The following is a 23,214-nucleotide window of genomic DNA, read 5'->3' as shown; positions in this document are numbered from 1 at the left end:
GAGCGTCGCATCGTGACGCCCGTCGTGCAGCTCCCGGACTGTCGTATTTCAGCGCCTCAGGCTTCGCAACCAGGCTGCCGCGGCGTCCGCTGTGGACACGACGGCGGCCGGTGGCAGCGGGGGGCGATCCACCATCAGTACCGGAATGGCCAGCTCACGGGCGGCGACGAGCTTGGCGTCGGCACCGCCGCTGTCCTTGGTGACGAGCACGTCGAGGCGGTGCCGGGTGATCAGGTCGCGCTCCCCCGCGACGGTGAACGGCCCCCGATCGAGCACTACCTCCAGTTGCCGGGGCACTGGCCCGGCAGGCGGTTCCACGGACCGTGCCAGGAAGAAGCACTCGTCCGATCCGGCGAAGTGCGCGATACCCTGCCGCCCGGTGGTCAGGAACACCCGGCGGCCGAGCCCGGGCAGCAGCGCGGCGGCTTCCGGCAGCGACGCGACACGGTGCCACTCGTCGCCCGGCCGCGCGGTCCAGCCGGGCCTTCGCAGGATCATCAGCGGTACGTCCGAAGCGGTGCACGCCTCGAACGCGTTACCGCTCATCGCGGCCGCGAACGGGTGTGTCGCGTCGACGACCGCGTCGACGTGCTCGTCCCGCAGGTACCGCGCGAGCCCGTCGGCCCCGCCGAACCCGCCGATCCGGACCGCGCCCGCGGGCAGCAACGGCTCGCGGGTGCGACCCGCCAGCGAGGTGGTCACAGCGACCTCGCCGGCGACCAGATCGGCCAGCCGGCGGGCCTCCGTGGTCCCACCGAGGAGCAGGACTCTCATGACCGGCAGCGGTCCACCGAGTACAGGTGACTGTCCGGGAACTGTCCGGCGGTCAGCGCCGCACCGACCACGATCACCGCCGTACGCCGTACGCCCGCCTCTTGAACTCTTGCCGCGATGTCGGTGAGCGTGCCGCGGATGATGAGCTCGTCGGGCCGTGAGGCCCTCGCCACGACGGCGACCGGGCAGTCCGGTCCGTAGTTGCCGATGAGGTCGGCCACCACCGCGTCGATCCGCTGGACCGCGAGGTGCAGCACCATGGTGGCCCGGCTGGCGCCGAGGGTGGCCAGGTCCTCGCCGGGTGGCATGGCGGTGGCCCGCTCCGCCGTGCGGGTGAGGATGACGGTCTGCGCGACCTCGGGCACCGTGAACTCGCGGCCCAGGGCGGCGGCCGCGGCGGCGAAGGCGGGCACCCCTGGCGTGACGTCGTAGGGGACGCCGGCCGCGTCGAGGCGGCGCATCTGTTCGGCCACCGCGCTGAACACCGACGGGTCGCCGGAGTGCAGCCGGGCCACGTCGAGTCCCGCCTCGTGGGCGGCCGTCATCTCGGTGATGATCTCGTCGAGGTTCAGGTTCGCGGTGTCGATCCTGCGGGCGTCCGGCGGGCAGGCCTCCAGCAGCTCGGCCGGTACCAGGCTGCCGGCGTAGAGGCAGACCGGTGACGAGGCGATCAGCCGGTGGCCGCGCAGGGTGATCAGGTCGGCGGCACCCGGACCGGCGCCGATGAAGTGGACGGTCATGCGATCACCGCCGACCAGATCGTCACCGGCATGAACGAGCGCCACCCCGTGAACCCGCCGACCGGTGACCCACGTTGCACGGTGATCCGGGTCAATTCGCCACCGAGCTTCGCGTACGCGGCGGCCAGCACCGCCTCGGATTCAACCGTCACCGCGTTGGCCACCAGCCGGCCGCCGGGGTGCAGCGCGGTGAGACAACGGTCCAGGACGCCGTCGCGGGTCAAGCCGCCTCCAATGAAGATCGTGTCGGGCCGGGGGAGTCCGTCGAGGGCGTCGGGAGCGCGGCCGTGCACCACCCGCAGACCGGGCACGCCGAGCGCGGTCGCGTTGGCGGTGATGACGGCGGCCCGGTCGGCCGACGACTCGACGGCGATCGCCCGGCAGGCCGGGTGTGCGCGCATCCATTCGATGCCGATGCTGCCGGAGCCGGCTCCGACGTCCCACAGCAGTGCGCCGGGGGCCGGGGCGAGCGCGGCCAGGGTGACGGCGCGGACCTCGCGCTTGGTCAGCTGGCCGTCCCCTTCGTAGTCGTCGTCGGGCAGGCCGGGAACGACGGCCCGGGCGGGTCCGTCACCACATTCGATCGCCACGACGTTGAGGGGATCGCCGTCCGGAATCGTCCAGCCTTCGGCAGCGCCCGTGACGAGCCGTTCGGCCGGACCGTCGAGTTGTTCCAGGACGGTCATGGTGGCCGAGCCGTGTCCGTGCCTGGTGAGCAGTTCCGCGACCGCCGCCGGAGTGTGCGCGCCCGCGGAGAGCACCAGGATGCGGCGTCCGGGATTGATCAGCCGTCCCAGCGTCTCGACCGGAGCCGTGACCAGGCTCACCACGTCGGTTGCCGCGAGATCCCAGCCCAGGCGGGCAGCGGCCAGCGACACCGACGATGGATGTGGCAGGACACGGAGCCGGTCGACGCCCACGAGTCTGGTGAGGGTGGCGCCGATGCCGTGGAACATCGGGTCGCCGCTGGCCAGCACGCACACCCGGCGGTCCTGCTCCGCGTCGAGCAGACCGGGCAGGGCCGGGACCAGCGGAGACGGCCACGGGACGCGGCGCGCGGCGACGTCGGGCGGGAGCAGATCGAGCTGGCGGGTGCTGCCGAACACGACCTCCGCGCCGATCAGGGTGCTCTGAGCCGTACCGGAAAGGCCCGGCCAGCCGCCGGCACCGATGCCGATCACGGTGATCGGAGGTTCGGAATGCATGCGCAGAACCTAACCTCTGGGAATTTTGCGATCTCGTTGAGCCAACTCGGCGTGATGCGCGTACCCAACACTGACGACCCTTCCGCGCACGGGTCGTCACGTCGGCCGCATGGGGTGGCAGGCGCCGTGAGACGACTGCTGAGCAGGTGAGGACGTTGACAATTCCGGCGTTCCGGGATCAACGCGAGCTTCCCGACGACGATGGGTACTTCTCCAGCCTCCGGACCGATGAGGCCCGGCCGAGCTGGGACAACCCGTCCATGCCGCCGTGGCCGGAGCAGCAGGGACAGTACGCCCAGCCCCAGCAGTACGGGCAGCCGTACGCGGGCCAGGACAACTACCGCCGCGGCGACATCACCGAGCCGTCCCTGACCGACCCGACCGGCTGGAAGGCCGGCACCGGCGTCCCGGTCGTCGACGAGCGCCCGCCCGGTGAGTCGACCAGCGGCAACCGGCTCCTCACCGTCCTGCTGTTCTTCTCCGGGCTGGCCACCAGCGTCGCGCTGTGGCTGTTCAACACCCAGCCCGGCGCGATCAGCAACGACGCCACCCTGATGATCGCCGCCGGCCGGGTCACCGGCCTGATCGGCGGCTACCTGCTCTTCATGCAGCTGCTGATGATGAGCCGGGTCTCCTGGCTCGAGGAGTGGGTCGGCTCGCGCGACCTGCTGCGTTGGCACCGCTGGCTAGGCACCTCGCTGCTGACCTTCGTCATCGCCCACGTCGTCTTCATCGTGTACGGCTACGCGCTCACCGCCGGCACCGGCGTCGTCGAGCAGGGCTGGACCGTGATCACCACGTTCCCGGAGATGATCAGCGCGACCATCGCCACCGGCCTGCTGGCGTTCATCGCACTGATCTCGATCCGGGCCGTCCGCAACGTGCTCAACTACGAGCTCTGGCACCTGATCCACCTGACCAGCTACGCCGTCCTGCTGCTCGGGTACGGCCACCAGATCGCCGCCGGCGCCGACATGAGCGGCAAGTTCGCCTCGGTGTTCTGGCCGGCGCTCGGCTGCATCACCATCGCCGCCCTCTTCTGGGGCCGCATCGTCGAGCCGCTCTGGCTCAACGCCCGGCACCGTTTCACCGTCGCCGAGGTCGTGGGCGAGGGCGCCAACACGTTCTCGATCTACATCGAGGGCAAGCGGCTCGACAAGCTGCCCGTGCAGGCCGGCCAGTTCATGCGCTGGCGCTTCCTGACCGCCAACGGCTGGTGGCAGTCGCACCCGTTCTCGCTGTCGGCGGCCCCGAACCCGCAGTGGCTGCGGCTCACCGTCACGATCGCGGGCGGTCACACCCGCAAGCTCGCCACCATGCGCCCCGGCGCGCCGATCTGGGCCGAGGGCCCGTTCGGAACGTTCACGGCCGAGCGTCGTACCCGCCGCCGTGCCCTTCTCATCGCCGGCGGCAGCGGCATCGCACCCATCCGGGCCCTGCTCGAGGACATGCCGCCGGACACCATCGTCATCTACCGGGCCAGCCGCCCCGACGAACTGGTCTTCCGCGCCGAGCTCGAGGAGCTCGCCGAGGAGCGGGACGCCTGGGTGCGCTACATCGTCGGCGGCCGCAACGACCCCGGCCCGCGGCGGCTGTTCACCCCGGACGGGCTGCGCGGCCTGGTCCCGGACGTGAACCGCCGCGACGTCTACCTGTGCGGCCCGCCCGGACTGGTCAACGCCGCCGTCGACACCCTCAAGGAGCTCGACGTCCCGGACAGCCAGCTCCACCTCGACCCGTTCGAGTTCTGAGTCCCTCTCCCCATCGAGACCCAGGAGTTCTCGCGATGCGACGTAGTACCGCAGCAGCCGTCGGCACCCTCACCGGCGCGGCCCTGATCCTCGGGGTCCGCCTGAGCGTCCAACCGGCGACCGTCCCGGTGTCGTCCGCCGCGGGCGGCAGTTCCGCCGAGGAGCCCGAGATCGACGCGGCCGGCGCCGAGAAGACCGCCGAGCCGGAGGCCACGGCCACCAAGAAGCCGGCCGGCAAGAAGACCACCGCCCCGGAGAAGAACGAGGAAGAGGAAGCCGGTCTGAAGTCCGGCACCTACAAGGGCAAGGCGGTGCAGCACACCTACGGCACCGTCCAGGTCACCATCAAGATCAGTGGCGGCAAGATCACCGCGGCGGACGCCACCTTCCCGAAGGAGGGCTTCAGCGGCACGATCAACCCGAACGCCGTCAAGTCCCTCAACGCCTCCACGCTCAAGAAGCAGAGCGCCGACGTCGACGCGGTCTCCGGCGCCACGCTCACCAGCGGGGCGTACGCCAGCTCCTTGCAGGCGGCTCTCGACAAGGCGGCGTAGGGTTCCGGTTCGTGCGGCACGTCGAAGAGGTCATGGGTACGGTCGTCAGCATCGAACTGGCCGACGACCTGCCCCCCGAGCGGCTCGTCGAGCTCGTCGGGTCGACGTGCGCCTGGCTCCACGAGGTCGACGCGCGGTTCAGCACCTACAGGGACGACAGCGAGGTGTGCCGCTTCCGTCGCGGTGAGATCGCCCTCGCCGACTGCTCCGACGACTTCCGGCACGTCCTCGACCGGTGCGCCGACCTGTGGCGCGACACGGGCGGCTACTTCGACGCCAACGGGGGCGGGGCGCTCGACCCGTCCGGATACGTCAAGGGCTGGTCCGTCGAGGTCGCGTCCCGGCGGCTCGCGGACGCCGGTTCGATCAGGCACTACATCGGCGCCGGCGGCGACATCCGGATGCGCGGCTCCGGCCCCGGCGGCCGCCCCTGGCGGGTCGGCGTGCGTCACCCGTGGGAAGCCGATCAGCTGGCGTGGGTACTTTCGGTCACCGATGGTGCGGTGGCTACTTCCGGGACGTACGAGCGGGGCGCGCACGTGTGGAACCCGCTCACCGGCAAACCGGCCGAGGGCCTGCGCTCGGTGACCGTGGTCGGCCCCGACCTGGCCGTCGCCGACGCCTACGCTACGGCGGCCCTGGCCATGGGCGAGAGTGGGCTCGCCTGGCTCGCCCAGCGCATCGACGAGGGCTACGAGTCGGCCGCGGTCACCGACGACGGCCGCGCCTTCACCTCGCCGGGCCTCCCGACCGTCGACTGACGCCGGTCAGCGCCTCCACGTTCTCGCCTCGCCCTTTCCACCTCGCCTTGCCTCGCTCTCCCCGCCTTGCCTCGCCTCGCCTTGCCTCGCCTCGCCTCGCCTTGCCTCGCCTTGCCTCGCCCCGCCTTGCCTCGCCTTGCCTCGCCTCGCCCTCCCCGCCTTGCCTTGCCTCGCCCTCCCTCCCTCCCTCCCTCCCCGCAGATCTTGTGAACTTCGGGTCGGACGTCCGACCCGAAGTTCACAAGATCTGCGTAGGTGCGGCGGCAGGCGGGTCGGCGCCGGGCAAAGCGGCGGGCGGGTCGGCGGCGGGTCGGGCGCCCGGCCAGGGGCCGGGCGCTGTCGGCTCGGCGCTGGGCGTGAGGATCTCCGTCCGCCGGACGGTCAGGCCCCTGGCCTGGTAGTTGGTCAGCGCGGCCGGACCGTCGAGACTGCACGTGTTGACCGTGACGCGCTCGACCGGCGCGAAGCCGGCATGCCGCTCCGCGAGGGACCAGGCGTTGCGCAGGGTCACCGTGAGCAGGTGCCCGCCGATGCCCTGCCCGGCGAAGCGCGGCAGCAGGCCGAAGTACGCGATGTCGACCACGCCCGGAACGGTGCCGTCCAGCTCGGCGTACCCGGCCGGGGTGCCGCGGACGTACGCCACCCACGTCTCGATGCCCGGGCGGTCCAGCCAGTCCTGCCACTGTTGCCACGTCCAGGGCAGCCGGTCGGTCCACGACCAGTCGCCGCCCACCGCGGTGTAGAGGAACCTGTTCAGCTCGGGACTGGGCAGCTCCGCCCGGATGATCTCCACCGGCTCCGCGGGCGGCCGCGCCGGACGGATCAGGGTGGCGTCGTCCTGCTCCAGGTACCACTTCGTGATCTCCACGCTGCCCATGATGCCCGCCTGCGGGCGACACGCCGGGACCCCGGTTTGGCGTGCGGTCCGATGACCAGATAAAGTTCTGTCGTCGCCGGGGAACACCGGGTGACACGCGGAAGTGGCGCAGTGGTAGCGCATCACCTTGCCAAGGTGAGGGTCGCGGGTTCGAATCCCGTCTTCCGCTCGGAGAGGCCTGATCCAGGGCCCACTCGGTGGAGTGGCCGAGAGGCGAGGCAACGGCCTGCAAAGCCGTGTACACGGGTTCAAATCCCGTCTCCACCTCGCTTGCTTCTTCGGAAGCTAGTTGCAAGGGCGATTGGCGCAGCGGGAGCGCGCTTCCTTGACACGGAAGAGGTCACTGGTTCGATCCCAGTATCGCCCACCAGTATTCGCATTCGAACCGCCTGTCAGTCCTGACGGGCGGTTCTTCTGTTTGTCAGCCGGCTGTGTCATCCCGGAGCGTTACTGATCCCGTCAGGGATTACCGCTGTCGCCCTATGCGGACGGACCACGAATACAGCCTCAGCCCGATGTGGTGTCTGGCCTGCCAAGCTGATCCTTGATCTGTCCGAAACGGATATTTCAGGAAATAGGAGCGGCAGATGTCCGTCAATAGCATCAGTCTCATCGGTACCCGGGCGGTGTCCGTCGGCGTGCATGAGAAGGCCGAGCCGGGAGACACCCGGCGCCGGTTCCCGGCCGCTCGGATCGGCCGCGGGTTCATCGGGCCGCTGAAGCGGCATGAGAGCCCGGACCGAGTGCTCCAACTCCTCCGCGGGTTCGCGAAGACCTGGCGGGACGGCGGCGTCTACGTGTCCTACAAGCCGTCACCCGAGGAGGTGTCGACGGGCCGGTGGACCGCCGTCCACCGCGAGATCGGCGAGTGGCTGGCCGACCACCCGTGGGTCGGGATCATCGTGCATCACGAGCCGGAGGGCGGGCGGGGGAGCCTGGACGGCGGCACCTTCCGCGCCGTGTTCAACCGGTCCCGCGACGAGATCAAGGCCGGCTGGCCCGGTGCGCGGGTGGCCTACTGCGCCATGGCCTACCAGTGGCGGCCCGGCGGTAGCGCGGCGAAGCGGCCGGCCGCATGGCAGCGGGTCGAGGCCGACGAGTACCTGTGCGATGTCTACTCGGGCCGGAACGGGGAGAACGGCTCCTTCCGTGGCGACCTGATCCTGCCGGAGCACCCCGGGTTCGTCGGCTGGTTCTCCGCGATCGTCCGTCCCCGGCTCGAGGCGGGCGGGACCGTCGCCTACGGCCTCGGCGAGCGCGGCTTCATGGGCGAGGACACCCTGCGCGCCGCGACCATCCGCCGCGAGCGGGCCTGGCTGGACGCGGTCTTCGACCGGTACGCGACCGGCCGCCGGCCGATCGACCAGCCACCGAGCGTCTATCTGGCCTGGAACACCCCGGGGTGGGAGGACGAGACCGGGTGGGTGCTCACCGGCGACTCCGCCGTCGCCATGCGGGAACTGACCGACGCCCTCGCCGAGCACGTCCGATGAAGGAGGAAGCCATGCGATACAGCCAGAACGGCTGGGCCGCCGGTTCGGCCCGGGAGATCGGCGGGCTGCGTACCACGGCGGTGCCGGGTACCACCGTGCGCCTTCCGCAGGGCGTCCGGCGCGGGGCCGTCGCCACTGTCCTGCTCCACGTCGCCGAACGGTTTCACGACACCGTCGAACCACTGCGAGCAGGACAATGCTGGGGGTACGCGTACCGGGTGGTCCGAGGCGGGAAGGTGCTGTCCAACCACGCCTCGGGGACGGCGATCGACCTGAACGCACCGGCGCACCCGCTCGGCGCCGAGGACACGTTCACCCGTACGCAGGTCGCCGCCATCCGCAGGATCCTCGACTTCTGCGACGGCACCGTGCGGTGGGGCGGCGACTACCGCGGCCGTAAGGACGAGATGCACTTCGAGATCGTCAGTTCCGCGGAGGACGTCGCCCTGATCGCCAAGAAGATCGAGGCTGCCCGGGCCCCGCGGCCGCTGACACGGGGCCTTCGACCGACAGGGTCGAAGGCCTCGTCAGACGACCTGACCGGAGCGCAGCTGCGCCAGCACCAGCGGATCGATCGCACCCGGCACGATCCGCTCCTCCAGGTTCTCGATGCCGGCCCAGCTCGCCAGCGCCTCGTCCAGGTCCGCGGCGGCCTGGCCGGCCTGCGCGAGCCTGGTCCGTACCTCGTCCGCGACGGCGCCGGTGAGGGGGATCAGCGTGGCCGGGTCGGGGCGCTCGAAGTAGAGGGTGTGCAGTTCCAGCAGGCGAGCCAGTTCGGTCACCGGATCCGGGTGGTCGTCGACGCGCAGATCGACGAGGACGTCACTGGTACCGCCGTACCCCATGCCCTTGGCCACGACGAGCAGGGCGGCACTCTGGCGGCCACGCCGGTCGCCTCCGGCCAGATCGCCGGCGCGCAACGCCTCGACCAGCCGGTACGGCAACCGCGGCTGCTCCGCGCCGGCCAGCCACACGGTCTCCATGTCGGCGACCACCCCCGGCCCGGCCAGCATGTTGCCCTGGATCGCGTAGCCGTCGCCGGCCACCCCGCCCGCCCACTCGTGACAGTCGTCGCCGGTGTAGGTGGCGCCCGGCCCGTGCGTGCCGACCACACCGACCTGCCGGTGCCCGACCGGGCCGGCGTCACCGGCGATCAGCGCACGCACCGTCTCGGCCGCGGCGACCCCGGTGCTGAGCAGCGCCAGTGCCTGCGGCCGGTAGGCGAGGTTGGCGTACGACTGGGTGGCGACCGCGCCGACGTCGGCGAGCGCGGCCGGAACAGCCGCTCCGGCGCCGAGGAACTTGCTGGCCACGGCGACGCCGAGGGTGGTGCCGTCGGCGGAGCGGGCAACGATCGAGAAGGTCATGACGAGACGGTAGCCGGATGCCACGCCCGCTCGCTCGGGGCGGCAGTCAATCAGCCGCACGTGGCCTGGCCTCGCACTCAGCGGGGAAGAGACCCATTCATGGGCGGGTAGTCGACTCCAGTGATGGAAAGACGGTTTCCGGCTTCCACGAATGGGTTTGCAGCCATTCGTCCTTCCCCAGGGCTGTCGTGTCGGCCGTGGCGAGCGGGGCGTCGAGCACCGCGCGATCGAGGACGAGAAGTCCGCGCCGGTGAAGGCCGTGGTGCCGCCGACGAGGCGTGCGGCTTCGTGGCAGGTGCCGCGGAACCGGTGGACCGGGACCTCCGGCGGCTCGGGCTCCCTGCCGTGGCGGAAGCCCGTCACTCCCTTTCCAGCCTGAACACGCGTCGTCCCCTCGGGTCGATGGCGAGACGATACGCCGACGGCGGCCACCGGTGGTGGCCGCCACCGTGTGCTCTACAGGCCGCGCTTGCGGTTCCAGTCGATCACGTACCAGGCGTAGACGATGTTGCCGAGGCCACCCGTGAGCAGGAACAGAACGACGTGTAGGCCGAACGACTGTCGCTTGCGGACGGCGTAGCCACCGGCGAACGCGGCGGCGCTCGTGCTGTTCTGGATGAGGATCTGCGGAGCGGGCTGGGGCGCGTACTGCCCCGGGTGGGTCTGCCCCGGGTAGCCCTGCGGCGGCGGGTATCCCCCGGGCTGGCCGGCCGGCGGGTAGCCGCCCCCGAACTGGCCGGCCGGTGGGTAGCCGCCCCCGAACTGGCCGGCCGGCGGGTAGCCACCCGCGGCCTGGCCGGGTGCCGGGTAGCCACCTGCGGGCTGACCGGGTGCCGGGTATCCGTGGCCGAACTGGCCGGGCGCGGGGTATCCACCGGAGGGCGGGGCAGATGACGGGTGTTCACCCGCCGGCTGGCCGGGCGGGGGATACCCGCCGTAGGAGGGCTGTTCGGCGGGCGGGACCGGGTTGGTCACGGTGGCACTCCAGTGGATCTTGGAACGTTGCAACAGCAGGCTAGTTGATCTTGTTGGCTGATCGCGGTCCTCCTGTCGGCCACTTCGCGTCGGTCGAACAGCCGATCACCGTGGGTGATAGGCGAACCCGGCCGGCGCCGGAGAGCGATATGACGTCGGCGGATGGATGGGCGATCATCCGCCGTGGCAAAATCTGGCGGGTGCGGATCGGGGTGCTCGGATCGTTCGAGGTGCGTACGGACGACGGCCTCCGCGCCGACGTCCCGGGTGCCCGGCTGCGCGGCCTCCTGACCGCTCTGGCGCTGGAAGCCGGCCGGGTGGTTCCGAAGGCGACACTCGTCGACTGGATCTGGGGCGAGAACCCGCCCGCCGAGGCCGCGAACGCCCTGCACCGCCTCGTCTCCCGGCTGCGCAAGGTGCTGCCGGACGGCTCGGTCGAGGGCCATCCGGAGGGCTACCGCCTCGCGGTGGAGCCGGACGCCGTCGACGCCGTGCGGTTCGAACGCCTCACCGCCGCCGCGCAGGCCCGCGGGGACGATGCCGCCCAGCGGCTCCGGCTGCTCCGCGAGGCGCTCGGCCTGTGGCGCGGCGCGCCCCTGCAGGACGTCGGCCCGCTGGACAGCCCGGCCTTCGAGGCGGCCGTCACCCGGCTCAAGGCCCTGCGCCTGGCCGCCCTGGAGGAGCGGTTCGACGCCGAGGTCCGGGCCGGACACGGCGCGGAGCTGGTCACCGAGCTGACCGACCTGGTCACCGCGCATCCGGTCCGCGAGCGGCTGGTCGCCGCGCTGATGCGGGCGCTCGTCGCGAGCGGCCGCGACACCGAGGCGCTGCTGGTCTTCCAGCGCACCCGCGAGACCCTCGCCGACGAACTCGGCGTCGACCCGTCGCCGGAGCTGGCGGCGCTGCATCTGGCGCTGCTGCGGGGCGAGTCGGGCCGGCGCGAGGAGAACCGCACCACGAACCTGCGGGCCGAGCTGACCAGCTACATCGGCAAGGACTCCGATGTCGCCGCGGTGGGTGATCTGGTCGCCGGGCGACGGCTGACCACGCTAATCGGGCCGGGCGGTTCGGGGAAGACCCGGCTGGCGACGGAGACCGCGCGGGCGCTGCTGGGCGACCTGCCGGACGGGGCCTGGCTCGTGGAGCTGGCGGCGATCGGCCCGGACGGCGACGTGGCGCAGGCGACGCTCGCCGCGCTGGGCCTGCGGGACGCGCTGCTCGGCGAGGCGCCGGACATGGAGCCGGCCGAGCGCCTGATCACGGCGCTGCGCGACCGGGAGACCCTGTTGATCCTGGACAACTGCGAGCATGTGATCGAGCAGGCGGCCGGGTTCGCCCACCGGGTGCTCGGCGAGTGCCGCCGGCTGCGGATCCTGGCGACCAGCCGGGAACCGCTCGGCATCACCGGCGAGGCGCTGTGGCCGGTGGAGCCGCTCTCGGTGCCGGACGGCGACGCCGGTGCCGACCGGATCGCGTCGGCGCCGGCGGTCCGGCTGCTGCGGGACCGGGCCGGCGCGGTGCGCTCCGACCTGGTGGCGGACGCCCCGGCGCTGGCGACCATGGCGCGGATCTGCCGGGCGCTGGACGGGATGCCGCTGGCGATCGAGCTGGCCGCGGCGCGGCTGCGCACGATGTCGCTCGATCAGCTCGCCAACCGGCTGGACGACCGGTTCCGGCTGCTCACCGGTGGCAGCCGGACCGCGCTGCCGCGCCACCGGACACTGCGCGCGATGGTCGACTGGAGCTGGGAGCTGCTGTCCGAGGCCGAGCGGACGGTGCTGTGCCGGCTGTCGGTCTTCGCCGGCGGTGCGAGCCTGGAGGCGGCCGAACGGGTCTGCGCGGACGACGCCGTCGAGTCGTACGAGGTGCTCGAGCTGCTCACCGCGCTGGCCGAGAAGTCGCTGCTGGTCACCCGGGGCGGCGGCACTCCGCGCTACCGGATGCTCGGCACGATCAAGGAGTACGCCGCCGGGCGGCTCGCCGAGGCGGGGCAGTCGGACGTCGCCCGCCGGGCACATCTGGACTGGTGCGTCGAGCTGGCCGAGGCGGCGGAGCCGCATCTGCGCCGGGCCGAGCAGCTGGAGTGGATGGCCGTGCTCGAATCCGAGCACGACAACATCGGCGCGGCGATGCGGGGCGCGCTCGCGGCCGGGGAGGCGACCGGCGCGATGCGGCTCGCGGCGGCGGCCGGCTGGTACTGGTGGCTGGGCGGATACAAGGCCGAGGGCATCGAGCTGATCACGGCGGCCACCGAGGTGCCCGGCGAGGTCGACGACGAGATCAGAGCCGCGGTGTACGCGCTGGTAGTGCTCTTCGCCGGTTCGGGCCGGTCGGACGAGCGCCAGGCGGCGGAGTGGATCCACAAGGCGTACGAGATCGTGGTCCGTGGTGGTTCCCGCAACCCGATCCTGGGGCTGGTCGTGCCGCTGGAGAGCCTGCTGCGGGACCCGGGGTCAGCCCTGACCGTCTGGGAGCCGCTGCTCGGCAACCCGGATCCGTGGGTCCGTGCCCTGGCCCGGCTGCACCTCGGCAAGATGCGGATCGCGCTGGGCCACGGCGGGCGGGACGCGGACGACTACCTGCAGGCGGCGCTCGCCGAGTTCCGGGCGCTGGGTGAACGGTTCGGGATGTATTTCGCCATGACCGAGCTGGCCGACCGGATCGCGACGCGGGGCGGGTTCGCCGCCGCCTACGAGTGCTACGAGCAGGCCATCGCCGCGGTCACGGAGGTCGGGTCGATCGAGGACGTCATCGCGATGCGGGCGCGGCAGGCGCAGCTGTGCCACCTGATGGGCGACCCGGCCGGCTCCGTGGCGGCGATGGCCGAGGCGGATCGGCTGGCGGCCCGGGTGACCTGGCCCGACGCGCTGTCGGAGCTGGCGCTGGCGAAGGCCGACCTGGCCCGCTGGGACGGTGACGTCGCGGAGGCCCGGCGCCAGCTCGACGCCGCGACGACGATGCTGGGCGGCAAGGCGGAGCAGGCCAACGTCCGGGCGCTGGTCCGGGACCGGATGGCGTACCTGACCGAGGATCTCACCGAGGTCCGTGACCTGCGGGCGGCGGCGTTCGACGAGGCGGCCGACGCGGGACACGCCCACCTGTCGGCACTGGTCCTCGTGGGGGTCGCCGACCTGGCTCTGCGCCGCGGCGAGTACGAGCAGGCCGCCCGGCTGCTGGCGGCGAGCACCAGGGTCCGTGGGCTGCAGGACCTGTCGAACCCCGATGTGGCGCGGATCGAGCGGGAAGCACGCGGCCGCCTCGGCGAAGGGTTCGCCGAGGCGGCTCGGGTGGGTGCCGCGGGGGACTGGCGTCAGCTGGCCGCTGTCACGCTCGCTTCGTGAACGTGGACGACGCCCACAGATAACCGACGATCGTTATGCCGACGCACCAGGCGATCGCGGCGATCAGGTCACCGGTCTGCGGCGCGCCGTCGAGCAGCCCGCGCAGCGTCTCGATGATCGGGGTGAAGGGCTGGTACTCGGCGAACTGCCGGACGCCCTGGCCCATCTTCTCGGCGGGCACGATCGCACTGCTGAAGAACGGCAGCATGACCAGCGGTACGGCGGCCATGCCGGCGGTCTCCGGCGACTTCGCGGCCAGCCCCAGGGCGACGGTGATCCAGCCGGCCGCGAAGCCGAGCAGGACGATCATGCCGGCCACGCCGAGCCAGTCGAGGGGACCGGCCGCCGGGTCGAATCCGAGCAGGAACGCAACCCCGACGAGCGCCGTGATGGCGATGACGTTGGTCAGCACGCTCGCGATGACGTGGCCGTTGAGAACCGCGCCACGGGAGACGTCCATGACCTTGAACCGGTTGATGATGCCCTTGGTCATGTCGGAGTTGACCGAGGTCGCGACGGCGCCGAGCCCGTAGCAGACGGCCAGCAGCATGAGGCCCGGTGTGGCGTAGTCGATGTAGTCGACACCGACGTCGAACGCGTCGCCGAACACGTACACGAACATCAGCATCATCACGATCGGCATGAGGACCGCGTTGAAGATCGACGTCGGGTTGCGGGTGATGTGCCGGAGGTTGCGGCGCAGCATCACGGCGGAGTGGGACTTGGCGCTCATTTCGCATCCACCTTCGTGGTGTGGCCGGTCAGGGCGAGGAAGACGTCGTCGAGGTCGGGGGTGTGCACGGAGAACTCCTCGGCGTGCAGGGAGTACTCGTCGAGGCGGTTCAGCAGGGCATGCAGCGAGGCGGTCCCGCCGTCACTGGGAACCCGCAGGGTCAGGGCCTCGGCATCGGTCGTGGAGCCGTCGAAGAGGCGTGCCGCCGCGTCGAGGGGCTCGGCGGCCGTGAACCGCAGCCGGACGTGGGTTCCGGGGAGCCGGCGCTTGAGCTCACCGGCGGTGCCCTCGGCGACCAGGCGGCCCTGGTCGAGCACCGCGATCCGGTCGGCGAGCTGGTCGGCCTCCTCGAGGTACTGCGTGGTGAGGAAGATGGTCACGCCGCCGGCCACCAGGTCGCGGATGATGTCCCACATCGTGCGGCGGCTGCGCGGGTCCAGGCCGGTCGTCGGCTCGTCCAGGAAGATGATCCGCGGATCGCCGACCAGCGTCATGGCCAGGTCGAGCTTGCGGCGCATGCCCCCCGAGTAGGTCGCCGCGGGCTTGTCCGCCGCCTCGATGAGGTCGAACCGCTCCAGCAGCCCGCCGACGGTCCGCCGGCCACCGCTCAGGTCGGTCATGAGCTGCAGGTTCTCCCGGCCGGTGAGCAGCTCGTCGACCGCCGCGAACTGGCCGGTGACCCCGATCGACCGGCGGACCGCCTTGGCCGCGCCGGCGATGTCGTGGCCCGCGACGCGGACCGTACCCGCGTCGGGTTTGATCAGGGTCGTCAGGATGTTGACCGTCGTCGTCTTGCCGGCGCCGTTCGGGCCGAGCAGGGAGAAGACGGTGCCGGTCCGGACCGTCAGGTCGACACCGTCGAGGACGGTCTTGTCGCCGAAGGCCTTCCGGAGCCCGGTTGCTTCGATCGCTGAATCGCTCATGCCGGCAACGATCGGGGCCGCCCCTGTTCCGGCTCTGACACGCCTCTGACACGGCGTCTGACACAGGTGGGGCATAGGCGACTTTGAGGGTTCTCTGAGGTTGCGTTCGATGAACCAGAGCCTGCTCACGGTTAGAGTCAGATCGACGTTCATCTATATGTAACCCGTCGGCCGGACGGTGTTCACGGGGGCTCTGTCCGGCCGGCCACGGAGAGGTCGTGCCACTATGCCCCGGCTTGCGCTGTTCGCGCTAGATATCGCAGCTGTGAGTGTTCTCGTCTTCGGGCTGTACTTCCCGAGGCACCGGCGGCGGGACCTGGTGGTGGCCTACCTCGGGGTCAACGTGGGCGTGCTCGCGGTGGCCGGATCGCTCAGCTCCAGCACGGTCGGCGCCGGGCTTGGCCTCGGCCTGTTCGGAGTGCTGTCGATCATCCGGCTCCGGTCCACCGAACTGGACCAGCACGAGGTCGCCTACTACTTCTCTGCGCTGGCCCTCGGCATCCTCGGCCCGCTCAGCGGCGGACCGCTCTGGCTGGCCCCGTCGCTGATGGGACTGATCCTCGTCGTCATGTACCTGGGCGACCACCCACGCCTGTTCCGCGGTTACCGGCGGCAGGTGATGGTGCTCGACAACGCGGTCATCGACCAGCTCGCCCTGGTCGCGCAGCTGGAACGCATCCTCGGCGCCCGGGTGCACGCGGCCACCGTCGAACGGGTGGATCTCGTCAACGAGACGACCGTGGTGGAGGTGCGCTACTCGTACGCCCAGAATCGGAAAACGCTTGCCGGAGCGGCCCGATGACCGTGACCACCGGCCTGGGCCCGGTCTCGCTGTCCGAACTGACCGCGAAGGCCGAGCTGCAGACCCGGGTGGACCGCAAGTACGTGCTGCCCGTCGCCGACGCCGGCCGGCTGGTGTCCCGGCTCGATCCCGGAACCCGCGTCCTGGAGATCGACGGGGAACGGACCTTCCGCTACCGATCGGTCTACTTCGACACACCCGACCTGGTCAGCTTCCGGCTCACCGCGTACCGGCGGCGCCGCCGTTTCAAGGTCAGGACCAGGACCTATCTCGACTCGGCGCTGTGCTGGCTCGAGGTGAAGACCGAGGGATACCGCGGCGGGACGATCAAGAACCGGCTGCCGTACGAACCAGACGACCACGACACTGTCGAGCCGGGCCGGTGGTTCGTCGACGACGTGCTCGGCGACGACGACCTGACCCTCGCGCCGACACTGGTCACCACCTACCGGCGGACCACCTTCCTGCAATCGACCGGCGACGCCCGGATGACCGTCGACATCGGTCTGACCTGGACCGACATGGACGGCCGGGAGATCACGCTGCCGGACGTCGCGGTGATCGAGACCAAGACCGGCTCGGCGGTCTCCCCGGCCGACCGGCTGCTGTGGGCCTGCGGGCACCGGCCCATCAGCATCTCCAAGTACGCCACCGGGCTCGCCGCGCTGCGACCCGACCTGCCCGCCGTCCCGTGGCGGCGCCTCCTGCGCCGCCACTTCTCCCCCACCTGAAGAAGGACCCACCATGCCCCGAATCCCCCGGCTCGCCGTCCCCGCGGCGCTGACCGCCACCGCCCTCGCCGTCTGGGTCGCCCCGACGCCCGCGGTGGCCGCCGGGCCCGCGGCGGCGGCCGCCCTCGCCGCCAACCAGGCCAGCCATCACAGCTCCGCCGACCTCACCTGGAACGAGCCGGACGTCGCCGCCGTCACCCTGACCGGCACGGGCGCCACCACCAGCAACCCGAACGTGACCGTCGCGGGCAGCACGGTGACCGTGAACGCGGCCGGCACCTACCGCTTCAGCGGCTCCCTCACCAGCGGCCAGATCGTCGTCAACAGCACCGGCAGCGGCATCGTCCGGCTCATCCTCAACGGTGTCACCGTCACCGGCGCCACCGGTGCGATCAACGTGGTCGCCGCCGACGAGGTCCTGCTGTTCCTCCAGGCCGGCACCACCAACCGGCTCACCGACGGCACCACCTCCGCCGACGGGCCGATCGCCTCGGCCGCCGACCTGACCATCGCCGGCACCGGCTCGCTCGTCGTCACCGGCAACGCCAACGACGCCATCAACGTCAAGGACGGCCTCGTCATCGCCGGGGGAACGATCACCGCGACCGCGCCGGACGACGCGATCCGCGGTCAGGACTACGTGATCGTCAGCGGCGGTTCGATCACCGCCACGGCCGGCGGTGACGGGCTCAAGTCCGACAACGAGGAGGACACCACCCGCGGGTACGTGGCGGTCACGGGCGGAACCGTCAACGTGCACGCGACCGACGACGCGATCACCGGACAGACCGACGTGATCGTCAACGGCGGCTCGATCACCGCCAACGCCACCGGCAAGGGACTCAAGGCCGGGGTGCTGACCGTGATCAGCGACGGGACGGCGAACGTCACCGCCACCGACGACGGGGTCCACTCCGACGCGAACGTCACCGTCGACGGCGGCACCACGACGGTGTCCACGTCGGACGACGGCGTGCACGCCGAGACGGACGTGCGGATCTCCGGCGGAACTGTGAACGTCACGAAGTCGTACGAGGGAATCGAAGGTCTGAAGGTTTATCTGAGCGGCGGAAACGTCTCCGCGGTGGCCTCCGACGACGCGGTCAACGCCTCCGACCCGGCCTACGGCGAGATGCAGAACTCGCCGAACGCGCTCATCTCCGTCACCGGCGGCTCGGTGGTCGTCGGCGGCGGCACCGACGGCCTCGACTCCAACGGCGCCCTCACCATCGGCGGCGGCACCGTGGTGGTCACCGGCTCCGCCACCCGCGGCGGCGGCGAGGGCGGCCTCGACTCCAACGGTGCGCTCACCATCACCGGCGGCACGCTGCTCTCCTCCGGGATCAGCGCCACCACCAGCACCCTGCCGACCTCCGGTCAGGGCTGGGTGTCGATCACCTTCAGCGCCAACCAGCCTGCTGGGACGGTGGTCCATCTGGCCACCACCTCGGGTGCGCAGATCGCGTCCTACCAGCCCACGAAGGCCTTCCGGGGCGTCGTCTTCTCCTCGAACCAGATCACCCGGGGTACGACCTACGCGGTGCGCACCGGCGGATCGGTCTCCGGCACGGCGGTAGGGGGTGGACTCTACGTCGGCGGGACGCTGAACGGCACCCAGGTCAGCACGGTCGTCGCGGGCAACCGTTAGCCGTCGCAGTCGTCGAGGTCCAGCCCGCAAGCCGTATCTCAGTGCTGTCACGTGGATCGGCTACGGCTTGCGGGCTGCCGGAGACCCTGACCGCAGAAGCTCGGGGCCGGGCCGGGCCGGGCCGGGAACCGGGGGGCCGGAACCGGGCCTGGGCTTGAACCGGGGCCGGAACCGGGCCTGGGCCTGGGCTTGAACCGGGGCCGGGGCCGGGGCCGGGGCCAAGGCCGGGACTGGACCGGGACCGGGGCCAAGGCCGGGACTGGACCGGGACCGGGACCGGGACCGGGACTGGGACTGGGACTGGGACCGGGACTGGGACTGGGACTGGGACCGGGACTGGGACTGGGACTGGACTGGGACTGGGACCGGGACCGGGACCGGGACCGGGACCGGGACTGGGACTGGGACCGGGACTGGGACTGGACCGGGACCGGGACCGGGACCGTGACTGGGCAGGACTGAGACCGGGACTGGGCAGGACTGAGACCGGGACTCGGCGGGAAGCGCTCGACCTGGCAGACGTGTTCGAGTCTGGCGGGCGTCGCGTGGCCATGATGGGCCGTTGTCGGGCGCCGTGGAAGGCTTCGGCTCGGTGAGCACCGCCCGGCTCTGCCGGATGGGGTTCGTCTCACTTCCCGGGCCTCAACGAAATCCCGGCCTTCGGTGAAATGTTCTGAACCTGACTTTTCCCATGGGGTCCGGGAGAGTCCAAGAACGCGTTCCAGGTCAGCCGCTCCCACCCGGCGCGAAGAAAGAAGACAGTGAAAGCATGCAGAGGCTGCTTTTACCGTAACCGTCGCCGGGTAACCCCCATCGGTGCGGCCAGGAAGGAAATTGCTGGAATTGGTTACCGCGACTTCCGTCCTGCGGAGACCATCCCCATTCAATGAAATTTCACAGTGAGCTGGTCGAAATACGGACGGCAACGTTGGTCCGACATCACGCTCATGTCGCCGGACCGCTGGCAACGACCGCGGCGCTCGCAGTGAAACACCTCGCTTGACCGAACTGTTCGCCGCCGGGCGCACCGCGCTCCACGGCCGTCGAACCGGCCCGCCCCGTATCACCTGCTCCGATTTGACAGCCCGCACTGCATCCGATGCTGGGACCCGCGCCAAGGCGGCAATCGTCCGGGCCGCCGAGCTCCGCTGCGGCGAAGCACCGGTGGAGGGGGAGGCGGAGACGGACGGCGAAGCGGATGAGGCGGCGAGGGACGAGGCAGGCGTAGGGGCGGGGGTGGGGGCGGTTGAGGAGGCGACGGACGAGGGAGAGGCAGGGGTGGGGGCGGTTGAGGAGGCGACAGGCGAGGCACGGACAGGGGCGGATGAGGAGGCGACGGACGAGGCAGAGGCGAAGGTAGGGGCGGTTGAGGAGGCGACAGGCGAGGCACGGACAGGGGCGGATGAGGAGGCGACGGACGAGGCAGAGGCGAAGGTAGGGGCGGAGGAGGAGGCGACGGACGAGGCAGGGATAGGGGCGGAGGCGGAAGCCGAAGAGGATGAGAAGGCGACGGACGAGGCCGAAGTGAAGGTGGGAGAGGGAGCAAGGGCGGATGCGGAAGCCGATGACCGCGGTCCAGCGGCCGGCAGATCAGTGACGGGTGGTGGCCCCTCGGTTCTCGCTCGGCTCGCAGCCGGATCGAGCGGCGATGAGGCCGATGAGCACCCGGCCTCGCGGTTCCGGCGCAGTTTCTCGCCGTGTCGGCTCCGCAGTCCCCAGAAACGGCGCCGCTCATGCTCGCGGCGGAATTCCTCGCGGCTCGCAGAGTAATTCCGTGACGCGGTGCGATCGCGCATCGCGGCTATTTCCGCGCGACTGAACAATGAGACCTGCCCCATGCATCAATTGTCTCGAATCCCGATCCACGACTGTCAGCGTTGGATCATGCCAATCCCCGAACCGAGACGATGAACACATTGGAGACCAGTCGACGGGGGAGCTGCGTGACGGACACCGGAGAGATTGGAGGTGTCGGGGTCTCCGGCAGGCCCGCGAGACGTGTATCAGCATCGGGATTCCAGCCTTGAGGCGGCCCGGGCCTCTACGGCGACAGCTGTGTGGAGAGTCTTCGAAGCCAGAGTCTGCGTCAGGTCTGTTGAAGACGCTTCTGGCGATCGGCCTATTTCGATGGTTTCGGGTGTGTTGGATGAGTGCGGTGCGGTATTGGCGGTGGTTCGGGCCGGCGGCAGCGGGAACGGCGTGAGCACGCGCCCTGGCAGGCGGCGGGCCACCCACGGCGGATGTATCACCGCCGGGGTTGGCGAAGACGTGGTAGAAGTCGGCGTGTCAGTGGCACCGGGGTGAGTGGCACCCGGGGTCAGTGGCACCGGGGGTCACGCCCGCCGAAGTGGTATACGACTTGGACTTTCCGAGATGAACGAGGCGGTCACCGCAGATGGTCAGTGGCGCCGGATGTCAGCGGCGCCGGGGCGGTCGGCGACGTGCGCGTGTCTGCTACCGGAGCGGGCACCGCAGCCGGCTGGTCTATCGCAGAGCACACGCGAAGCGCGGGTGGTGGCGGCACGCGGAACCGCCCGGGGCGGGGCGAGGTGCCGGAGACCATGACCTTCAAAAGGTGTCTAGAGATCCGGGACCAGGCCGAGGACCAGCAGGTCGGCCGTCAGACTGATCAACCTGTCCTCGGTCACGCCGGGTGGCGGGTCGAGGGCGATCCGCAGGCAGGCGTTGAGGGTGACGCCCATGGCCAGGTGGATGCGGGCGTCCGCCTCCAGCGGGTCGAGACCGGGGGCGTGCACCGCCACGAAGAGCCGGGTCATCTGGGCGAGCTGGCGTTCGACCTCGGGCAGGATGTTGCCGTGCGCGCCCAGCGGCGCCTCGGCGATCATCGCGGTGGTCACCGCCCGGTGCCGTTGCACGGCGTGGACCAGCACGGACAGGATGTGGTGGACACCGTCTCGGGCCGGCATGGTGACCGCCGCGGTCAGTGCGCCGGTCAGGTCTGCCAGGACGTCGGCCGAGCTGCGTGCCCGTAGCTGCTCGATGAGTTCGTTCTTGTCGGCGAAGTAACGGTAGAGCGAGCCGATGCTCACACCGGCCGCCGCGGCGACGCGGTTGGTGCTCAGCCCGGCGTAGCCTTTCTCGGCCAGAACCTGAGCGGTCGCACTCAGGATTCGATCGATCATCTCCCGGGAGCGCTGCTGTCGCGGCTTTGACCTGTGGTTATTGCCCGTCAAGGAAGGCCTCGAAAGACGAGTAGTAAACGAGCTTTCGCTCACTTTATCGTCGAACCATGACGACGCACGCCGATCTGCGGGTGCCCAGCCGGTTCGGGGCCGACCGGCCGTGGGCCGAACGGGCCGCCCGGCCGCTGCGACTGGTCGCCGGGCCGGGCGCGGACCCCACCGAGGCGGAGCTGGCCGCGCTGCGGACCGGCCTCGTCCGCCGCGACGAGCTCGCCGCCGACCTGATCAAGGCGGTACGCCCGAACGAGCTGCACCGGGCGCTGGCCGCGGGCCCGTCCCCGGACGACCCCGAGCCTGTGCGGGCCTTCTGGGACGCCGTGTCCTGGCGGCCCGACTGGGTCGACGACGAGCTGCTCACCCGTGGCGCCGAGGCGTGCCGGGCGTTCGGCATGGATTCCGGGCTGGTCCTGGCCTACGGCTCGCTGCTCGGCGGCTACCGGACCGCGGCGGCCCTGGAACCGCTGGTGCGGACCGGCCGGCTGGCCGGCGGGGAGACCCTGCGCCGGATCCAGGAGACGTCGTTCTGGTGGCGAGCGGTCACCGCGCCCGGCGGGATGGCGCCCGGCGGGGAGGGGTTCCGGGCGACCGTGCACGTCCGGGTCATGCACGCGCTGGTCAACGCACGGCTGGAGGCCGACCCGACCTGGGAGTGGGACCTGCGAGGTGTGCCGATCAACCAGTATGACCAGGCCAGCACCCTGGGCGTGTTCAGCACCAGCTTCCTGCTGCACCTGCGCCTGCTCGGGGTGCGTGTCTCCCGCGCCGACGCGGCCGCCGTCATGCACCTGTGGAGTTACGTCGGCTGGCTGATGGGTGTGGACGAGGAGTGGCTGCCGCACACCGAGCGTCGTGGCCGCCGCCTGCTCTACCACTTCCTGGCCAACGATCCTCCGCCGGACGCCAACAGCGTCGCCCTGGCCCGCGCCCTGATCACGATGACCGACGACGTGACGACCGGCCGCCGGCGGTGGTACGAACGTGAGCGCGCACTGTCGGTGAGCTGCTGGCTGCTCGGACCGGCCGCCATGCGTGACCTGGGCCTGCCCTACCGGCCGCCCTGGTACGGCCTTACCCGGGTCGCCGCGAATCTGCTGGTCAGCCACGTCCTGGGGCGGCTTCCGGGCGGCCGGGCCCGGCTGCTGGCACGTTCCGAACGCCAGGCGCGGGCGCAGTTCGCGAGGTGGGGGACCGAACTCGGGCAGGGCTGACAGGAAGTGGCTGACAGAAATGTGCCAGAAGTTCGGCAGATACGGCTGTCAATCTTGAGGCCGGCGCCGGACGGGACGACGACGCGACGCGCTGGCGGGCGTCCACCTCGACGTTCCTCGCCTGACGA

At 71.0% G+C, this 23,214-nt stretch carries 20 protein-coding genes, 3 tRNA genes and 1 pseudogene; 15 read left to right on the top strand and 9 right to left on the bottom strand.

Annotation, left to right across the window (positions count from 1 at the left end):
• Positions 1–48 precede the first annotated feature (48 nt).
• The 3 genes from CLV67_RS16975 to cbiE are packed head-to-tail and all read right to left on the bottom strand — an operon-like array spanning position 49 to position 2,719.
• Entirely contained in the window at positions 49–774 is a 726-nt protein-coding gene (locus CLV67_RS16975) for a cobalt-precorrin-6A reductase (RefSeq protein WP_106319384.1), read from the bottom strand.
• Positions 771–1,514, bottom strand: a complete 744-nt coding sequence (gene cobM / locus CLV67_RS16970; RefSeq protein ID WP_106319382.1) for a precorrin-4 C(11)-methyltransferase — start codon at positions 1,512–1,514, stop codon at positions 771–773. The genes CLV67_RS16975 and cobM overlap by 4 nt, the downstream gene beginning before the upstream one ends.
• Positions 1,511–2,719 (bottom strand): precorrin-6y C5,15-methyltransferase (decarboxylating) subunit CbiE, encoded by a 1,209-nt coding sequence (cbiE, locus tag CLV67_RS16965; protein WP_106319380.1) that lies wholly within the window; start codon positions 2,717–2,719, stop codon positions 1,511–1,513. The genes cobM and cbiE overlap by 4 nt, the downstream gene beginning before the upstream one ends.
• A 155-nt stretch (positions 2,720–2,874) precedes the next feature.
• On the opposite strand from cbiE, the gene CLV67_RS16960 reads away from it, so the two are divergent.
• From CLV67_RS16960 to CLV67_RS16950, 3 genes are read left to right on the top strand one after another with little or no spacing between them, the layout of a single operon-like run.
• Positions 2,875–4,470, top strand: coding sequence for a ferredoxin reductase family protein (locus tag CLV67_RS16960; protein ID WP_106319378.1), 1,596 nt, complete (start codon positions 2,875–2,877; stop codon positions 4,468–4,470).
• A 35-nt stretch (positions 4,471–4,505) separates the two neighbouring features.
• The gene (locus CLV67_RS16955; RefSeq protein ID WP_106319376.1) at positions 4,506–5,024 is read left to right on the top strand and encodes an FMN-binding protein; all 519 of its coding nucleotides are present in this window, start codon (positions 4,506–4,508) and stop codon (positions 5,022–5,024) included.
• Between the two features lie 32 nt (positions 5,025–5,056).
• The gene (locus CLV67_RS16950; RefSeq protein WP_106319374.1) at positions 5,057–5,785 is read left to right on the top strand and encodes an FAD:protein FMN transferase; all 729 of its coding nucleotides are present in this window, start codon (positions 5,057–5,059) and stop codon (positions 5,783–5,785) included.
• A gap of 238 nt (positions 5,786–6,023) precedes the next feature.
• Here the strand turns inward: CLV67_RS16950 and CLV67_RS16945 are convergent, their stop codons facing one another.
• Positions 6,024–6,653: a GNAT family N-acetyltransferase gene (locus CLV67_RS16945; protein WP_146169206.1), complete on the bottom strand. Its 630-nt coding sequence runs from the start codon at positions 6,651–6,653 to the stop codon at positions 6,024–6,026.
• A gap of 106 nt (positions 6,654–6,759) precedes the next feature.
• Between CLV67_RS16945 and CLV67_RS16940 the strand changes: the two genes are divergently transcribed.
• The 5 genes and pseudogenes from CLV67_RS16940 to CLV67_RS54755 form a co-directional block, all read left to right on the top strand.
• Positions 6,760–6,831, top strand: a tRNA-Gly gene (locus CLV67_RS16940).
• Between the two features lie 27 nt (positions 6,832–6,858).
• Positions 6,859–6,929: transfer RNA gene (locus tag CLV67_RS16935), tRNA-Cys, on the top strand.
• A gap of 28 nt (positions 6,930–6,957) precedes the next feature.
• Positions 6,958–7,032, top strand: a tRNA-Val gene (locus CLV67_RS16930).
• A gap of 217 nt (positions 7,033–7,249) precedes the next feature.
• Positions 7,250–8,155: a hypothetical protein gene (locus CLV67_RS53395; protein WP_106319373.1), complete on the top strand. Its 906-nt coding sequence runs from the start codon at positions 7,250–7,252 to the stop codon at positions 8,153–8,155.
• Positions 8,152–8,565: pseudogene (locus CLV67_RS54755) on the top strand (M15 family metallopeptidase); the annotation flags it as partial. The gene CLV67_RS53395 and the pseudogene CLV67_RS54755, both read left to right, overlap by 4 nt.
• A 117-nt stretch (positions 8,566–8,682) precedes the next feature.
• On the opposite strand, the gene CLV67_RS16915 reads toward CLV67_RS54755, so the two are convergent.
• Together CLV67_RS16915 and CLV67_RS54255 are read right to left on the bottom strand one after the other, a co-directional pair.
• The gene (locus CLV67_RS16915) at positions 8,683–9,522 is read right to left on the bottom strand and encodes a DUF1028 domain-containing protein (RefSeq protein WP_106319371.1); all 840 of its coding nucleotides are present in this window, start codon (positions 9,520–9,522) and stop codon (positions 8,683–8,685) included.
• A gap of 456 nt (positions 9,523–9,978) precedes the next feature.
• A complete protein-coding gene (locus tag CLV67_RS54255) occupies positions 9,979–10,530 on the bottom strand; it encodes a DUF8108 domain-containing protein (protein ID WP_106319367.1) in 552 nt (183 codons plus the stop codon).
• A gap of 167 nt (positions 10,531–10,697) precedes the next feature.
• Here CLV67_RS54255 and CLV67_RS16900 point away from each other — a divergent pair, with 167 nt between their 5' ends.
• A complete protein-coding gene (locus tag CLV67_RS16900; protein ID WP_106319849.1) occupies positions 10,698–13,838 on the top strand; it encodes an ATP-binding protein in 3,141 nt (1,046 codons plus the stop codon).
• Here the strand turns inward: CLV67_RS16900 and CLV67_RS16895 are convergent.
• Together CLV67_RS16895 and CLV67_RS16890 are read right to left on the bottom strand one after the other, a co-directional pair.
• Positions 13,822–14,571: an ABC transporter permease gene (locus tag CLV67_RS16895; RefSeq protein WP_106319365.1), complete on the bottom strand. Its 750-nt coding sequence runs from the start codon at positions 14,569–14,571 to the stop codon at positions 13,822–13,824. The two genes, CLV67_RS16900 and CLV67_RS16895, sit on opposite strands and share 17 nt — an antisense overlap.
• A complete protein-coding gene (locus CLV67_RS16890) occupies positions 14,568–15,494 on the bottom strand; it encodes an ATP-binding cassette domain-containing protein (RefSeq protein ID WP_106319363.1) in 927 nt (308 codons plus the stop codon). Before CLV67_RS16890 ends, CLV67_RS16895 begins: the two co-directional genes overlap by 4 nt.
• A 265-nt stretch (positions 15,495–15,759) precedes the next feature.
• Here CLV67_RS16890 and CLV67_RS16885 point away from each other — a divergent pair, with 265 nt between their 5' ends.
• The 5 genes from CLV67_RS16885 (at position 15,760) to CLV67_RS16870 (ending at position 20,445) form a co-directional block, all read left to right on the top strand.
• On the top strand, positions 15,760–16,296 hold the full coding sequence (locus CLV67_RS16885; RefSeq protein ID WP_239165945.1) for a DUF4956 domain-containing protein: 537 nt from the start codon (positions 15,760–15,762) through the stop codon (positions 16,294–16,296).
• Complete coding sequence (locus CLV67_RS16880; RefSeq protein ID WP_106319359.1) at positions 16,293–17,027, top strand: polyphosphate polymerase domain-containing protein; 735 nt, start codon at positions 16,293–16,295, stop codon at positions 17,025–17,027. Before CLV67_RS16885 ends, CLV67_RS16880 begins: the two co-directional genes overlap by 4 nt.
• 13 nt (positions 17,028–17,040) lie before the next feature.
• Positions 17,041–18,675 carry a carbohydrate-binding domain-containing protein gene (locus tag CLV67_RS16875; RefSeq protein ID WP_106319357.1) on the top strand — a complete coding sequence of 545 codons (1,635 nt, stop codon included), beginning with the start codon at positions 17,041–17,043 and terminating at the stop codon, positions 18,673–18,675.
• Positions 18,676–18,864: 189 nt separating this feature from the next.
• Entirely contained in the window at positions 18,865–19,137 is a 273-nt protein-coding gene (locus CLV67_RS52695; RefSeq protein WP_211304156.1) for a hypothetical protein, read from the top strand.
• 537 nt (positions 19,138–19,674) lie between these two features.
• On the top strand, positions 19,675–20,445 hold the full coding sequence (locus tag CLV67_RS16870) for a hypothetical protein (protein WP_146169202.1): 771 nt from the start codon (positions 19,675–19,677) through the stop codon (positions 20,443–20,445).
• A gap of 809 nt (positions 20,446–21,254) precedes the next feature.
• On the opposite strand, the gene CLV67_RS16865 is transcribed toward CLV67_RS16870, so the two are convergent.
• Positions 21,255–21,818, bottom strand: a complete 564-nt coding sequence (locus CLV67_RS16865; RefSeq protein ID WP_106319353.1) for a TetR/AcrR family transcriptional regulator — start codon at positions 21,816–21,818, stop codon at positions 21,255–21,257.
• 107 nt (positions 21,819–21,925) lie between these two features.
• Here CLV67_RS16865 and CLV67_RS16860 point away from each other — a divergent pair, with 107 nt between their 5' ends.
• Positions 21,926–23,086 carry an oxygenase MpaB family protein gene (locus CLV67_RS16860; protein ID WP_106319351.1) on the top strand — a complete coding sequence of 387 codons (1,161 nt, stop codon included), beginning with the start codon at positions 21,926–21,928 and terminating at the stop codon, positions 23,084–23,086.
• Positions 23,087–23,214: the final 128 nt, after the last annotated feature.

Origin of the sequence: Actinoplanes italicus (assembly GCF_003001815.1) — a bacterium.
GTDB classification, from domain to species: Bacteria; Actinomycetota; Actinomycetes; order Mycobacteriales; family Micromonosporaceae; genus Actinoplanes; species Actinoplanes italicus.
Note: the sequence above shows the minus strand (reverse complement) of the source record. Positions and strands in the feature narration are given on the sequence as shown.

Excerpts from the sequence above, each read along its gene's own strand:
- CLV67_RS16975 (WP_106319384.1), bottom strand. The coding sequence starts at position 774 with ATGAGAGTCCTGCTCCTCGGTGGGACCACGGAGGCCCGCCGGCTGGCC.
- cobM (WP_106319382.1), bottom strand. The coding sequence starts at position 1,514 with ATGACCGTCCACTTCATCGGCGCCGGTCCGGGTGCCGCCGACCTGATC.
- cbiE (WP_106319380.1), bottom strand. The coding sequence starts at position 2,719 with ATGCATTCCGAACCTCCGATCACCGTGATCGGCATCGGTGCCGGCGGC.
- CLV67_RS16955 (WP_106319376.1), top strand. The coding sequence starts at position 4,506 with ATGCGACGTAGTACCGCAGCAGCCGTCGGCACCCTCACCGGCGCGGCC.
- CLV67_RS16950 (WP_106319374.1), top strand. The coding sequence starts at position 5,057 with ATGGGTACGGTCGTCAGCATCGAACTGGCCGACGACCTGCCCCCCGAG.
- CLV67_RS53395 (WP_106319373.1), top strand. The coding sequence starts at position 7,250 with ATGTCCGTCAATAGCATCAGTCTCATCGGTACCCGGGCGGTGTCCGTC.
- CLV67_RS16915 (WP_106319371.1), bottom strand. The coding sequence starts at position 9,522 with ATGACCTTCTCGATCGTTGCCCGCTCCGCCGACGGCACCACCCTCGGC.
- CLV67_RS16895 (WP_106319365.1), bottom strand. The coding sequence starts at position 14,571 with ATGAGCGCCAAGTCCCACTCCGCCGTGATGCTGCGCCGCAACCTCCGG.
- CLV67_RS16890 (WP_106319363.1), bottom strand. The coding sequence starts at position 15,494 with ATGAGCGATTCAGCGATCGAAGCAACCGGGCTCCGGAAGGCCTTCGGC.
- CLV67_RS16880 (WP_106319359.1), top strand. The coding sequence starts at position 16,293 with ATGACCGTGACCACCGGCCTGGGCCCGGTCTCGCTGTCCGAACTGACC.
- CLV67_RS16875 (WP_106319357.1), top strand. The coding sequence starts at position 17,041 with ATGCCCCGAATCCCCCGGCTCGCCGTCCCCGCGGCGCTGACCGCCACC.
- CLV67_RS16865 (WP_106319353.1), bottom strand. The coding sequence starts at position 21,818 with ATGATCGATCGAATCCTGAGTGCGACCGCTCAGGTTCTGGCCGAGAAA.
- CLV67_RS16860 (WP_106319351.1), top strand. The coding sequence starts at position 21,926 with ATGACGACGCACGCCGATCTGCGGGTGCCCAGCCGGTTCGGGGCCGAC.